This window comes from Roseobacter phycocola, assembly GCF_042055075.2.
In the GTDB taxonomy this organism is placed as follows: domain Bacteria; phylum Pseudomonadota; class Alphaproteobacteria; order Rhodobacterales; family Rhodobacteraceae; genus Roseobacter.
On sequence record NZ_CP194010.1, the window covers coordinates 3,435,795 to 3,449,660 of the forward strand.

The 13,866-nt window shown below is 60.8% G+C and carries 16 protein-coding genes; 7 read left to right on the forward strand and 9 right to left on the reverse strand.

All coding sequences use genetic code 11. The features are described 5' to 3' along the window. Positions 1-5: 5 nt before the first annotated feature. Positions 6-1,547, reverse strand: a complete 1,542-nt coding sequence (locus AB4K19_RS17010; RefSeq protein WP_375229457.1) for a PAS-domain containing protein — start codon at positions 1,545-1,547, stop codon at positions 6-8. Between the two features lie 103 nt (positions 1,548-1,650). Then, complete coding sequence (regB, locus tag AB4K19_RS17015; RefSeq protein ID WP_375229458.1) at positions 1,651-3,039, reverse strand: sensor histidine kinase RegB; 1,389 nt, start codon at positions 3,037-3,039, stop codon at positions 1,651-1,653. A 94-nt stretch (positions 3,040-3,133) separates the two neighbouring features. Here regB and AB4K19_RS17020 point away from each other — a divergent pair, with 94 nt between their 5' ends. Further along, positions 3,134-3,757: an SCO family protein gene (locus AB4K19_RS17020; RefSeq protein ID WP_375229459.1), complete on the forward strand. Its 624-nt coding sequence runs from the start codon at positions 3,134-3,136 to the stop codon at positions 3,755-3,757. Between the two features lie 93 nt (positions 3,758-3,850). Then, entirely contained in the window at positions 3,851-4,405 is a 555-nt protein-coding gene (locus AB4K19_RS17025; protein WP_436398396.1) for an ActR/PrrA/RegA family redox response regulator transcription factor, read from the forward strand. A 105-nt stretch (positions 4,406-4,510) separates the two neighbouring features. Here AB4K19_RS17025 and AB4K19_RS17030 read toward each other — a convergent pair whose 3' ends face one another. Beyond that, on the reverse strand, positions 4,511-4,996 hold the full coding sequence (locus tag AB4K19_RS17030) for a GNAT family N-acetyltransferase (RefSeq protein ID WP_375229460.1): 486 nt from the start codon (positions 4,994-4,996) through the stop codon (positions 4,511-4,513). Next, positions 4,993-5,589, reverse strand: a complete 597-nt coding sequence (locus tag AB4K19_RS17035) for an HD domain-containing protein (RefSeq protein ID WP_375229461.1) — start codon at positions 5,587-5,589, stop codon at positions 4,993-4,995. The genes AB4K19_RS17030 and AB4K19_RS17035 overlap by 4 nt, the downstream gene beginning before the upstream one ends. Before the next feature lie 211 nt (positions 5,590-5,800). On the opposite strand from AB4K19_RS17035, the gene ahcY reads away from it, so the two are divergent. The 3 genes from ahcY to AB4K19_RS17050 all read left to right on the forward strand — a co-directional run bounded on the left by ahcY (position 5,801) and on the right by AB4K19_RS17050 (position 8,173). Further along, a complete protein-coding gene (ahcY, locus tag AB4K19_RS17040) occupies positions 5,801-7,189 on the forward strand; it encodes an adenosylhomocysteinase (protein ID WP_375229462.1) in 1,389 nt (462 codons plus the stop codon). A 16-nt stretch (positions 7,190-7,205) separates the two neighbouring features. Further along, entirely contained in the window at positions 7,206-7,637 is a 432-nt protein-coding gene (locus tag AB4K19_RS17045) for a hypothetical protein (RefSeq protein WP_436398399.1), read from the forward strand. A 194-nt stretch (positions 7,638-7,831) separates the two neighbouring features. Then, entirely contained in the window at positions 7,832-8,173 is a 342-nt protein-coding gene (locus AB4K19_RS17050) for a DUF2853 family protein (protein WP_375229464.1), read from the forward strand. A 219-nt stretch (positions 8,174-8,392) separates the two neighbouring features. On the opposite strand, the gene AB4K19_RS17055 is transcribed toward AB4K19_RS17050, so the two are convergent. From AB4K19_RS17055 to tsaD, 5 genes are read right to left on the reverse strand one after another with little or no spacing between them, the layout of a single operon-like run. Then, complete coding sequence (locus tag AB4K19_RS17055; protein WP_375229465.1) at positions 8,393-8,788, reverse strand: DUF1761 domain-containing protein; 396 nt, start codon at positions 8,786-8,788, stop codon at positions 8,393-8,395. Positions 8,789-8,845: 57 nt separating this feature from the next. Further along, positions 8,846-9,265 carry an EVE domain-containing protein gene (locus tag AB4K19_RS17060; protein WP_375229466.1) on the reverse strand — a complete coding sequence of 140 codons (420 nt, stop codon included), beginning with the start codon at positions 9,263-9,265 and terminating at the stop codon, positions 8,846-8,848. Continuing rightward, positions 9,265-9,537 (reverse strand): YciI family protein, encoded by a 273-nt coding sequence (locus AB4K19_RS17065; RefSeq protein ID WP_375229467.1) that lies wholly within the window; start codon positions 9,535-9,537, stop codon positions 9,265-9,267. Before AB4K19_RS17065 ends, AB4K19_RS17060 begins: the two co-directional genes overlap by 1 nt. Then, entirely contained in the window at positions 9,531-10,499 is a 969-nt protein-coding gene (locus AB4K19_RS17070) for an NAD(P)H-dependent glycerol-3-phosphate dehydrogenase (RefSeq protein ID WP_375229468.1), read from the reverse strand. The genes AB4K19_RS17065 and AB4K19_RS17070 overlap by 7 nt, the downstream gene beginning before the upstream one ends. Then, positions 10,496-11,593 (reverse strand): tRNA (adenosine(37)-N6)-threonylcarbamoyltransferase complex transferase subunit TsaD, encoded by a 1,098-nt coding sequence (tsaD, locus tag AB4K19_RS17075; protein WP_436398402.1) that lies wholly within the window; start codon positions 11,591-11,593, stop codon positions 10,496-10,498. Before tsaD ends, AB4K19_RS17070 begins: the two co-directional genes overlap by 4 nt. A 60-nt stretch (positions 11,594-11,653) precedes the next feature. On the opposite strand from tsaD, the gene AB4K19_RS17080 reads away from it, so the two are divergent. Next, positions 11,654-12,376: a uroporphyrinogen-III synthase gene (locus tag AB4K19_RS17080; RefSeq protein ID WP_436398403.1), complete on the forward strand. Its 723-nt coding sequence runs from the start codon at positions 11,654-11,656 to the stop codon at positions 12,374-12,376. Positions 12,377-12,439: 63 nt separating this feature from the next. Next, positions 12,440-13,861: a COG4223 family protein gene (locus tag AB4K19_RS17085; RefSeq protein WP_436398405.1), complete on the forward strand. Its 1,422-nt coding sequence runs from the start codon at positions 12,440-12,442 to the stop codon at positions 13,859-13,861. Positions 13,862-13,866 lie beyond the last annotated feature (5 nt).

Here is a 13,866-nt window from a genome sequence, read left to right on the forward strand (position 1 = left end):
GGACGTCAGTTTTCGCGCACGGCCGAAGAGCGTCGCCGCGTCTTTTCCTTCGTCGCAGCAATGAAACGGATCACGGTAGCACCCGAAGCTATCCGTGAGACCGTGCAGGTCAGGCTGCCGCCATTTTTGAGTTTCACCGGCATCTCCCAGGACTCGCGGTCCCCGAATTCCAGCACGAAATCAGTCAGCGCGGCCCAACGCGCGCCCGGTTCGGACAGGCTTTTCCATTCCTTCACTGAATCGGCGATTGTGACATCGGCAAAGGAGTTGTCCGGGTCGAGCCCCCACATTTCCCGATAGGCCGTGTTGCAGAAGGTCAGAACGCCGGTCGATGAGAACACAACCAGCCCTTCCTCAAAGGTATCGAGCAACGACTGGCCCAGTTCAAGTTCAGCGCGGAAGTTACGGGTGAGTGAGATTTCGGCGCTGATATCCTCGATCAGAAACGCAATGGCGCCATCCGGATGCGGCCTGCCGCGAACGCGGTACGTCTGTCCGGTCTCAAGGGTCCAGGTTTCCTGATAGCGCCCGTCTGTGGCAGCCGCGATGACCTCTGCTATCTGCTGACGCCAGGTACCATAGTCCTTGGGTTCGGGCATCCGGCGGTTTTCGCGCATACGGTCAAAGAAGGACAGCAGGGTCGGACGACCGCTGAGGAAATCCGCCGGCAGACCTGTCAGGTCAATCAGAGCGGGGTTGAACAGGGCCAGCTGCCCGTTCCGGTCAAAAATTGCGAGGCCAATGGACAGTTGCGCGAATGTCTTCGCCAGTGTCTGAACAAAATTGCGCTGGGCAGCCTCGGAACGCACAACGGCATTGATGTTCACAGCGTGATGAATACGGGTATCGCTCACCTGCACGGTAGTAACATCATACCAGTCTGTCACTGTACCATCAGCCGATTGGGTGGAAATGCGTTGCGGGCCATCCGTCGCCGCGTCCAGTTCCTCGACAGCAAGGACCTGTTTGTCTGCAGCAGGTTTACGGTTGTGCAAACGGGTATACAGGTCTTCGTAGGCCGCGTTGAACCAGGTGACCTGACCCTGACTGTCCACCTGCCAGACAGCATGCGGTGTCGTGTCACTGGCGCGGCGCAGGTGATCGAGCTCCTGGTTCAGAGCACGCAATTGCTGGGATTGTGCAGCACCGGCCATGCCGTTCTCGATCATCTGCACCTGGGTGAACCGCCCTTTGCGGGAAACACACAACGTGGCTCTGTCGTTCGCATTCCTGGCCTGCACGGTCAGATTCACGTTGTCGGTATCGTCCGGTGTCGGGGGCAGCCCGGGAAAACGGGCCAGCATTCTTTCGCGCCAGGACGACCAGTCATCACGGCCCGGCAAAGGTTTGTAAACTTCGAGCGCGGCCTCGGATGCATGGTGCAACCGGTCGTTTTCAAACAGAAATGATATGCCATCAGACAGTTTCTGGGTCATGTTACGGCGTTTCACGACTGTGGGCCCGCGTGGCGATATGATCCACGCGAGGCCTGCAAGCGCGCTGACACAAGCCGCACCCGCAACAACCGCGATATCCCAGACTGTCATTTTCTGCCGTACCCTGTGGAAGCAGTTAAGCCACCCAAGCATCCGAGATTGTGGTTAACGCGTCGTTAACGCAGCTGCCGCATCCGGCAGAATTTAAGGAAACCTAAACCGGTATGCGGGTGTTCAGGCCGGTCGGAACGGGGGTATCGCCGGTTCTGGCGTCGATCAGCCTGCGTGCCCACGAAACTTCGACGACGGCGCCGATACTGTCCGGTGAACGTGGTGCCGGAGATGACGGATCACGTCCATTGGCAAAACTGAGTTCCGCGCCGGAGCGTTCCAGCAGGGTTTTTGCGATGAACAGACCAAGGCCCATGCCTTCGTATTCCGGCCGCATCCGGCGTTCGGATCCGCCACGGCGCTGGCGCATGAACGGATCACCGATGCGGCCGATCAGATGCGCCGGAAACCCGGGTCCGTTGTCGATGATCCGCAGTGCAATCTGCTCATCTGACCAGCGCGCTTCGACCCAGACCTCGGAATGGGCAAAATCCACTGCGTTCTGGATCAGGTTGCGGACCCCGTGAATGATCTCTGGTTTGCGCAAAATGGCGGGTTGCTCCATCGCATCACCGGAAATCTCAAAATGCACTGTTTTTCCGCGATCCATGTGCGGTTCACCGGCTTCTTCGAGAACAGCCATCAGCGGCGCCTGACGCAGATGCAGGTCATCTTTGCCTGCCCGCCCCATGTCGCGCAGGATGTCGCGGCACCGGTCTGCCTGCTCGCGGATCAGGGCGGCGTCCTCCTGCAGTTCGGGCCGGTCCGCCAATTCCTCCTGCAGCTCACCGCTGGCCAGTTTGATCGTCGCAAGCGGGGTACCCAGCTCATGTGCGGCCGCTGCCACAACACCACCCAGATCGGTGAGTTTCTGTTCGCGCGACAGGGCCATCTGCGTGGCTGACAGCGCGTCGGACATTGAGTGAATTTCGGAAGTGACCCGCATGGAATAGGCACTGATAAAGACAATTGCGATGATCAGCGCGGTCCAGTTGCCGAAAACAAAGACATCCGGGATTTCCAGAATGAACCCCTGATGCGTGCGCAGCGGAAAGTGAAACACTGACAAGAGAGAGACCGCCAGGATCGCGGTCGCCCCCATAAGAACGGTGGAGCGGAACCCAAGCACCGCGGCGGATACCGTCACAGGCCCCAGAACCAGCAGTGCAAAGGGGTTATGCAGCCCGCCGGTCAGGAACAGCAGGACGCTGAGCTGCAGCAGATCGAACATGATCATCAGCATGTTTTCCGTCTCGGACAGGCGTTTGTTTTCCGGAAAAACAAACATCGCCACCAGGTTCGCCACGACCGATGTGCCCACCACCAGATAGCAAAGCCCGAGGTTCAGCTGCAGGCCGTAAAAATTCTGCGCCACTGTGATCGCCGTCAGCTGACCCGCGATCGCGAACCAGCGCAGCAGGATCATCGTACGCAATCTGATCCAGTTTGCGCGGAACTGACCGCTCAGAGGTCTGACATCGGAACCGGCCATCGAAATCACCTCTTCTTGAGTTGCAACTGTGTCGCAGGACGTTAGGACTGCGCCCTGCTAGGATCAACCCGTCTGCTGCCTCAGGGAGTCTGTTATGAACGCGCGTCTCATTGCCCCGCTTGCTGTTCTGGGCATTGCTGTTTTTGCCGGTGTATTCTGGTTTGTGTCCCAGCCCGATCCGAACGGTGATCAGTTCGCCCAGTGCCGTGCGAGCCAGATTGCCGGTGGTGCGGGATCCATTGGCGGACCATTTGAACTGGTGAATGCGGCGGGCGAAACGGTGACCGACAAGGACGTGATTACTGAGCCCTCGATCCTCTATTTCGGCTATACGTTCTGCCCGGATGTCTGCCCGCTCGACACGGCGCGCAATGCCGAAGCCGTTGATGTGCTGGCTGAGCGCGGGATCAGTGCGACCCCTGTTTTTATCACGGTGGACCCAAAGCGTGACACGCCAGAGGTCGTGGGTGATTTCGCCTTTAACCTGCATGAGCGGATGATCGGGCTGACCGGATCGGAAGCACAGATCAAGGCGGCGAGCGAGGCCTACCGGACCTACTACAAAGCCCATGAGGGCGACGATGATTTCTATCTCGTCGATCATTCTACCTTCAGCTATCTCGTGATGCCGGAACAGGGGTTTGTGGAGTTCTTCCGGCGCGAAACCACGCCGGAGCAGATGGCAGACACCGTCGCGTGTTTTGTCGAAAACGCCTGATTTTTTTGCACAATTGAAACGTCGCGTTTGACCTGGTGCGGATCGCGCTTCATATAATCGTGCAATAATAACACTCAGGGAAGAGCCGCACCCATGCCAGATATGATTGATCTCGAGCCCGGCGCCGACCGGAGTATCCTGCTGCTGGATGATGATGAACCGTTTCTGCGACGCCTTGCCAAGGCTATGGAGAAGCGCGGTTTCGAGGTCGAGACAGCCGGTTCGGTCGCGGCAGGCCGCGCAATTGCCACAGCCCGCCCGCCGGCCTTTGCGGTCGTGGACCTGAGGCTTGAGGATGGCAACGGGCTCGATGTTGTAGAGGTGCTCCAGGAGAAACGCCCTGATGCGCGGGTGGTAGTTCTGACCGGGTACGGCGCGATTGCGACGGCGGTTGCGGCGGTCAAAATCGGCGCGGTGGATTACCTTTCGAAACCAGCGGATGCCGCGGACATTGTGAACGCGCTGCTGGCGCGCGGGGATGACCTGCCACCGCCCCCGGAAAATCCGATGAGCGCGGACCGTGTCCGGTGGGAACATATCCAGCGGGTGTTCGAGTTGTGTGACCGGAATGTGAGCGAAACGGCGCGTCGTCTGAACATGCACCGGCGCACCCTGCAGCGTATCCTGGCCAAGCGGTCACCGCGCTGACAGACACCGTCGGTGCGGCGTCAGTATCATGTCGGTTTAACGTCGGTATTACGTCGGTGCGCAGCGCCCGGTGGCAAAACCGGCTGTTAACACAATTTGCCCGCGTCAGACATCGTAGCGTTTGCTGATTTTGCTGACGATCAGCCCATTTTCCAGCCGGACATCCTCGTCAAAGGCCCAGTCGCGGAAACCCCGGCTCTGGTAGTAGGTGAGACCGCCTTCGTTGTCGGCGCGGATGGTGGCGTTGATCCAGACATAGCCGAGACGTTTTGCGGCGGCGGCGGTCGCGGAAAACAGCGCTGACCCGATGCCCAGACCAGTGCGGCCAATCTGCACAAACGTGGCGACATCGACGGCTTCGGGTGGCAGCTGGTCATGCGGCGCGATCCACTGGAACCCCACAACCTGTTCGTCGTCATCAAGCGCCACATGCCAGGCCGATTTTTCCGCATCCACGGCCATCCATTCGGCAATATCGGTGCCGGTCACCGGACGGGTCAGAGCGGTGGTGCCGCCCTTTTCGATGATGCCGTTGAGCAGACGCGCCATGGAGCCGGTGTCGAGTGCCATGGCCGGACGGACGTTGATCATCCCATTTCCTCCAGCAGTTCTGCATGCCTTGCGGTAAAGGCACCGCGGGTTTCAACCGGCGGGCGCAGCACGATGCTGAGATCCTGCATCAGGTTCCGGTCGGGCTCGCCAAAGAACTTTGTGGCCTCAGATGCGGAAAAACCGGCGATCTGTGTGGCTTCCATCCAGGCGCTGATCTTGTCCGCCTTCTTGATCTGCTTTTTCACAGCGACCGGCAGGCTGGCAGGCAGGCCAAATCGCAGATGCACGGCAGCCATCAACCGGTCGTCGAGCGCGCCATAGCCCGGACCCACGGCGGCCTTAACCGGAGAGATCATGTCTCCGATGACGTATTCCGGCGCGTCATGCAGTAAGGCCGCCAGACGCCATTTTGGAGGTGCCTTCGGCGCGATACGGCCAAAAATCGTCTCTGTTAAAAGGGAATGCTCGGCAACCGAATAGGCATAATCGCCCAGCGTCTGACCATTCCAGCGCGCGACAAAAGCCAGACCATGGGCGATATCCTCAATTTCGATATCGACCGGCGTCGGGTCCAGCAGGTCCAACCTGCGCCCCGACAACATCCGCTGCCATGCCCGAGTTTTTGCCGCCATAAGCCCCACCTTTCAGGAGGCGGTTGTACCTGTCACTGCAAGGAAATCAAACCGGCTGGTGTCCGAAAAACGAACGCCGCGAAAGGACACCGCCGGGGATGCCCGCAAGACGCTAAGAAACTGTTCACCTGCGTCAGTGCACCCGCATTGTGTTGTACACGCTGTGGTGTTATCTGCGCCGCAAACCAGAGAGTCACAGGATCGTACAAAAATGGCCAATGATTACATTGTAAAAGACATCGCGCTGGCCGACTACGGGCGCAAGGAACTGAACATCGCCGAGACAGAAATGCCGGGCCTGATGGCGCTGCGCGAGGAATACGGCGAGAGCAAGCCGCTGACCGGTGCGCGCATCGTTGGCTCGCTGCACATGACGATCCAGACCGCTGTTCTGATCGAGACACTGGTGGCGCTGGGCGCGGATGTGCGCTGGGCCTCGTGCAACATCTTTTCCACGCAGGACCACGCCGCCGCTGCGATTGCCGCGGGCGGCACGCCGGTGTTCGCGATCAAAGGCCAGAGCCTGGAAGAGCACTGGGATTACCTCGACCGGTCCTTCCTGTTTGAGGAAGGCCCGAACCTGATCCTGGATGATGGTGGTGACGCCACGCTGTATATCCTGCTGGGCGCGCGCGCCGAAGCGGGCGAGGAAATCATCCCCGTTCCCGGATCCGAGGAAGAAGTTGCGATCAAGGCGCAGATCAAAAAGCGCATGGAAGCGAGCCCCGGCTGGTTCACGAAGATGCGCGACCAGATTGTTGGTGTCTCCGAAGAGACAACAACCGGCGTGCACCGTCTTTATGAACTGGTGCGTGAAGGTCAGCTGCCCTTCCCCGCGATCAACGTGAACGACTCTGTGACCAAGTCGAAGTTCGACAACAAATACGGCTGTAAGGAATCGCTGGTTGACGGCATCCGCCGCGCCACTGACACCATGATGGCCGGTAAAGTTGCGGTTGTGATGGGCTACGGCGACGTGGGCAAAGGGTCCGCGGCTTCTCTGCGCGGTGCCGGTGCCCGGGTGAAGGTCACTGAAGTTGACCCGATCTGTGCCCTGCAGGCGGCGATGGACGGCTTTGAGGTTGTACTGCTGGAAGACGTTGTCGGCGACGCGGATATCTTCATCACTACCACCGGCAACAAGGACGTCATCCGCATCGAGCATATGCGCGAGATGAAGGACATGGCGATTGTCGGCAACATCGGCCACTTCGACAATGAAATCCAGGTCGCTGCGCTGAAGAACCACAAGTGGACCAGCATCAAAGAGCAGGTCGACATGATCGAAATGCCCAACGGCAACCGTCTGATCCTGCTGTCCGAGGGGCGTCTGCTGAACCTCGGTAACGCAACGGGCCACCCGTCCTTTGTGATGTCCGCGTCCTTCACCAACCAGGTGCTGGCGCAGATCGAGCTGTGGACCAAAGGCGACGAATACAAGAACGACGTTTACATCCTGCCCAAGCATCTGGATGAAAAGGTTGCCCGTCTGCACCTGGCACGTATCGGTGTGAAACTGACCGAGCTCGACAAGGATCAGGCCGCTTATATCGGTGTGAAACCTGAAGGTCCGTTCAAGCCGGAACATTACCGGTACTGATATGCAGGGCGCGCGCGTGGAACGCTCGGCGGAAAACGATGCGGTCTACCGGTACATCCGCAGCGAGATTCAGTTCGAGCTGTCGCTGATCAACGCGCGCGTCAACTGGCTGGTCACCAGCCAGGCCTTTCTTTTTGTGCCTCTGACCCTTGGCGCCCGGCAGGGTGGCATCGGTGCTTCCGTTTATTACCCGGTTATTCCTGTGCTGGGCGTGATCATCTGCGCGTTGGTGCTGATTTCGGTGATCGCTGCGGTCTGGCGCAGCCGCCAGTGGCGGGCCAAGGGGGAACAGGGCGCATATGCCGGGCGCGACAATACCGGCGCGTTCGATATTGTGCTGCCACACAGCCCCATGATCCCGCGTATGGGCCTGATCGGGGGTGTGGGCGTGCCACTGGCCCTGGTAGGCGTCTGGGTCTGGCTGCTGATCGCGCCGCCCGGTGCGTAACACAGCCCGCGCACAGACGCCTGTTTTAAAGCGTTTTTCCCGGCGTTTCCGCAACCCTCCGGAATAATCTTGCCAGCGGTTACCCGCACAGGGGAATATCTGTCGCAAAAACCCCCTTTTTCGAAAGATGATATACCTCTAGTCTTCACCGGGATCGCGGGGAGCGGTCATCAATTTAAGGTGGGAGACCTATTATGGGTAAACGGGACGATCTTATCGCGCAGTATGCGGACGATCTGAAAAATAAATGTGGCATGGATGCGGACATGGATCTGCTGACCAAAGTGACAATCGGCTGCGGCCCGGCGATCTATGACGCCGACGCATCGACCGTTGCGGGCAGCCAGGCATCCGAGCTGGAAACCGTCAAAAACAATTTTCTGATCAAGAAACTCGGGCTCGCGGACGGACCGGAGCTGATGGAAGCGATCAACAGCGTGATCGAAACCTACGGCAAATCCGAGCGCAATAAATACCGCGCCGTTGTCTACTACATGCTGACCAAGCACTTCGGCAAAGAAGCCGTTTACGGCTGATACCTGCGGAAATTCCGTTCGGAGCGCCCTGCAGTCTGCGGGGCGTTTCCTATTTGTATCGTATTTAATCTATTGATTGTTTGACGGTTTTTCCCTGTTTCGGTACACAGGGGTCATTCGGCCAGTACGGCCAGAACCAGTTTCAGATACACGCGTGGGATGGGAATCGCGTGGGGTGAAGAGGGGTTCTGGCGATCTGCGTCAGAACCCCTTTCTTATTCAGAGCAGCGTCAGAACCAGCCCGATCACCGCGCATCCGAAGGTGGCGTAGCCGCCGTCAATCAGGATAAGCGATTTCGGGCGCGCGCCAAAGCTGTAGAAGGTTGCGATCCAGGGGCTGACAAGAAACAACCCGATGCCCAGCCCGGACACCAGACCCTTGGCCGCGGTATCAATCCCGCTGAGCTGGAAGGTATGCCGCATCATCCCGGCAACCAGAACGGCGCCCAGCAGGCTGGTGATATAGGGAACCGGATCAGACCGGTTGGCCGGAACACCGTTTTCATCCAGCGGCACACCCGATGCGGCCATCCATTTTTCGGCCAGCACGGTGTACCAGACAGCGCCAAAAGCAAAGCCGGCAACACCGGCAGCGAGAACACTCAGAAACCCCATGGGTCCACTCCCTGTTGTCTTCAGTGTCCGTATGGTGCCCGGAAAAGTGGTATCGGCCTAGTCTGAAATGCCCGCCAGCCGGCAGACCACGTCCCATTCCGCCTCTGTGACTGGCTGAACCGACAGACGTGAGTTCCTGACCAGCACCATGTCGGCCAGTTCGGGTTCCTGTTTGATACGCTCCAGCGTGACTGGCGTCTTCACCGGCGAAATGGCTTTGATATCAACGCATTCCCAGCGTTCATCGTCGGTGGTGCTGTCGGGATGTGCTTCTGCGATGACCTCGACAATGCCGACCACGGATTTTTCTTTTTGGGAATGGTAAAACAGGCCACGGTCGCCGATTTTCATATCGCGCATAAAGTTGCGGGCCTGGTAATTCCGGACGCCGTCCCATTCCTCGCCCACATCGCCTTTGGCAACCTGATCGTCCCAGCTCCAGGTTGAGGGTTCGGATTTGAAGAGCCAGTATGCCATCAGCCGATCACCCTGTTCCAGGGGATCAGCTCGACTTTTTCAAAGAGACCCGCCTGCGCATAGGGATCGTTTGCGGCCCAGGCCTGCGCCTCGCTCATATCCGCCACATCCAGTACGATCAGCGAGCCGCACATCTGCCCGCTGTTATCCAGCAGAGGCCCCGCCTGCTGCACAGCCGGTCCGGATTTAAGGTATTCGACGTGGCGCGGCCGGTTTTCCTGGCGCACAGACAGGGCGCCGGGTTTATCGCGGGCAATAAGAGCAATCAGCATATTTCTTCCTTGAGGCTGCGTGACAGGAGGCCGGATATTGCTTGTGCCACATCAATCCGATTTTCCACAAGGCCCGCCACTGCAGATGTGATCGGCATATCAAGACCCTGTTCACGGGCCGTGGCATGCATGGCCAGCGCTGTTGCGGCCCCTTCGACCGTGGTTTCGGGATCAAAGCCGGTGCTTTCCCCAAGAGACACGCCAAAACGGTAATTCCGGGATTGCGCCGAGGTGCAGGTGAGCACCAGATCGCCAAAGCCGGACAGCCCGCTGAGGGTAGCAGGGTCTGCACCACGCAGGGCGGCCAGCCGGGCCATTTCCGCATTGCCGCGGGTCATCACAGCGGCTCTGGCGCTTTCGCCGAGGCCTGCGCCCATGGCCGCCCCGCAGGCAATCGCCACCACGTTTTTCAGCGCGCCGCCCAGGGCCGCGCCGGTCATATCCGTTGACCGGTAAAGCCGCAGGGTTGCCGTCGACAGGGCTGATTGCAGCGCGCTGGCGGTATCGTCGTCTCCGGCGGCAAGCGTCATCGCGGTGGGCAGACCCGCGGCGATGTCCCGCGCGAACCCGGGGCCGGTCAGAATGGCGGGCGTGGCGGTGGGGGCTGCGGCGCTGATGATGTCATGGGGGCACATGCCCGTGCCGCGTTCGATCCCCTTGCAGCAGGCGACCAGCGTTTTGCCACCCAGCGCGTCGCCGCAGCTGGTGAGAAAGCCGCGCAGCTGCTGGAGCGGCACAGCCAGCAGCAGAATATCGGCCTTCAGCGCGGTCTGCAGATCGTCGGTGACGGTCAGGGTTTCGGGGAACACGAAGTCGCCCAGCCTGCGCCTGTTGCAGCGCTGGTGCTGCATCTCGCGGCTGTGGTCGGCGTTACGGGCCCAGAGCGTGACGCTGGATTTTGTGGCCAGAGACAGCGCCAGGGCCGTGCCGAAGGCACCGGATCCCAGGACCGCAATGCTCATGCCTTGGCGCCCTTCTTGCCGCTGCCCAGCATCGCGGGCCGGGTCTGGTCCAGCGGCCAGCGGGGTCGTGCCGCGAGGGTCATGCCAGCCGGTTCAGACAGGGCCATCTGTTCGAGCGCTGCATAGCCGATCATGGCCGCGTTATCCGTGCAGAGCACAAGCGGCGGTGCAATGAATTCAGTCTCTAACTCGAATGAAACAGTCTCTAATCCGGCCCGTATCGCCTGATTGGCGGCAACGCCTCCTGCCACGCACAGCGCTGTTGGTCTGTCGCCCTGCGTTGCACAAAGACGCAGTGCCCGTCTGGTTTTTTCCACCAGGACATCGGTGACGGCTGCCTGAAATCCGGCGCACAGATCGGCCACGTCCTGGCGCGTCAGCCCCCCTTTTTCGGCGACCACGCCATCGCGCGCCCGCAGTACGGCCGTTTTCAGCCCTGAGAAGGACAGATCGCAGCCTTCCCGGTCGAGCAGCGGCCGCGGCAGGCGGAACCTGCAGGCGTCGCCCGTGGCGGCGGCTTGTTCCACCGCGGGGCCGCCGGGTTGGTCCAGCCCAAGCAGTCGCGCGACCTTGTCGAACGCCTCGCCCGGGGCATCATCAATGGTGCCGCCCAGCCGTTCGAAGGTGTCCGCGCCGCGCACCAGCAGGAACTGGCAATGACCGCCCGAGACAAGCAACATCAGGTAAGGGTACGCGACCCCATCCGTGAGCCGGGGGGTCAGCGCGTGCCCCGCCAGATGATTGACGCCGTAGAGCGGTTTGCCGGTGGCCATGGCGAGGCCCTTGGCGCACATAACACCCGACACCACGCCGCCGATCAGACCGGGGCCGGATGTGACGGCAAAAGCATCGATGTCGCTGATTTTCAGGCCAGCTTCGTGCAGCGCCTCGTCAGCACAGAGATCGAGCGTTTCAGCATGCGCACGCGCCGCAATTTCCGGCACAACGCCCCCGTATGCTGCGTGCAGGCTGGCCTGGCCACGTACCACAGAAGACAAGACGCGGGTTTGTCCAGTGGCGTCACGGCGCAGGATCGCCGCCGCCGTGTCATCGCAGCTGCTTTCGATGGCAAGAACAGTGCAGGCCGTGGTCAAGGTGGGCGTCCCGTTGCAAGATCGGTGGGCTGCAGGTAACACCGGCAGCGGGGTTAAACAATGGCACGGGACATGCAGCAGGCGCCGATACCGATGATCATGACGCGGCCCGAAGCGGGCGGTCAGGCGTTCGTCCGGAACATGCCGGCGGACCTGCGGCAGCGTCTGAATATCATTGAAAGCCCTCTGCTTTCCATAGAGGCAGTGGTCCCGGACCCCGGATCTGATGATGCCGGTGCTGCCATTTTCACATCTGCCAACGGTGTCCGTTTTGCGCCGGAGGCGCGGGGGCGGAAAGCCTGGTGTGTGGGCAGATCAACGACACAGGCCGCGCGGGACGCGGGCTGGGACGCTGTGACTGCCGGGCCTGATTCTGCCGGCCTGATTGAAACACTGCGCCGGGAGCGGCCCGAGGTGACGCTGGTGCATTTCAGCGGTGTGCACACCCGCGGGAAAGTTGCGGAGAAGCTGGTACAGGATGGTTTGTCTGTGCGCCGGGTCACGGTTTATGACCAGCCGTTGCTGGCGCTGTCAGAGGCGGCCCGTGCGGTGCTGGCGGGTGACGATCCGGTGATTGTTCCGCTCTTTTCCCCCCGGACCGCAGCGTGGTTCGTTGAGCAATGCCCGGAGCCGGGAAATGTGATCGCCGTGTTTCTGAGTGCGGCTGTGGCGCGCGCCACTGGACAAGCGCGGTTTGCACAACAGGTTATATCGGCGTGGCCGGATGCCCGATCTGTCGTCAACTGTATAGAAAACCTGACAGTCAGCGCCCGTCCGGGTTGAGGGTGATCAGGCTGCGGAGTATGCTTTCAGGATACCGCCTGCCAGCGGAGAATCGAATTAGGGGTGGAGACTTTGGCAAAATCACGCAATTCGGACGCCGGACCCGAAGAGGACGCGGCAAAGACCGACGCAGTTTCTGAAGCGGTCACCGAACAGCAGACGGACGATACGGATACCCCCGTGCAGGACGGGAGTGAGCACGCCGATCCTGCCCCTGAAACCGTTGAGGATACCACCGGGCCCACGCCGGATACTGCCGATGAAACCTCGTCGGATGATGTGTCCGAAGAGGAGCCGGAGACCGGTGAAACGGTTGATGCCGACGAAGACGAACCGGTCAGCGAAGCGGACGAAATAGAGACTGATACAGCAGAAACAGAGACTGAATCCGAAGTCGATCCGGAAGAAACGGACCTGACTGAGGAAGATCAGGAACCTGTTGAAGAGGAGCCGGAGGAACAGGCAGCGGAGCCCCGCCCCGCGCCCGAAGTGGTGGTGGAGCGCAGCAGCATGTGGCCGGCTGTTTTCGGCGGTGTGATCGCTGCGATGATCGGGTTTATCGCCGGACGGGGCGATACGCTGGATCAGTGGCTGCCCGCTTCGATGCAGCGCAGCGCCGTTGATCTGACGGCGATCGAGACGCAGACCGCGGAACTTGCGGCAGCAACTGAGGCACAGGCGGAGCGGCTTTCCGCGCTGGAATCGCAGCCCGCCCCGGAGCCTGCACCGGCGCCGGCCCCCGAGATTCCCCCCGAACTGGCCGCGGCGACAGAAAGCCTGACGGAAAATGTAGCACTGGTCTCGGCTGAGCTTGAAGCCCTCGCCGGGCGTCTTGATGCGCTGGAGGCGCGGCCCGCCGAACCTGCACCGGACGGTGCGAGTGCCGCGGATGTTGCCGCCCTGCAATCCGCGCTGGAAGCGCAACGCGCCGAAATTCAGGCGCTGAATGCGATTGCAGAAGAGGCCGAAGCCGCTGCGCGAAGCGAGGCGGCACGTATTCTGGCCCGTGCGGCGCTGACACGTGTCGTCACGGCGGTCGAAACCGGCGAAACCTTTGCGCCGGCCATCGATGATCTGGAAGAGGTCACGCCTGTTGAGGTGCCCGCAGCGCTGAAATCAGCCGCCGCCGAGGGTGTGCCGACCATGGCCTCCCTGCGCGAAAGCTTCCCGGAAGCTGCCCGCAGTGCGCTGGCCGCAGCGCGCGCCGAAGTGCCCGAGAGCGAAGTTCAGGGCATTGGTGGATTTCTGCGCCGTCAGCTGAGCGCGCGGTCCGTGACGCCACGCGAAGGATCGGACCCGGATGCGGTATTGTCCCGCGCCGAAGCTGCCCTGGGTCAGGGCGATCTGGCGGCTGCACTGTCAGAGATGGAAGGCCTGCCGGAACCTGCGCGGGCGGCCATGCAGGGCTGGCTGTCATCGGCCGAAGCCCGCCGGGCGGCACAGGACGCTGCGAACACGCTGTCTGACAGCCTGCAAAGTAACTGAGGAAG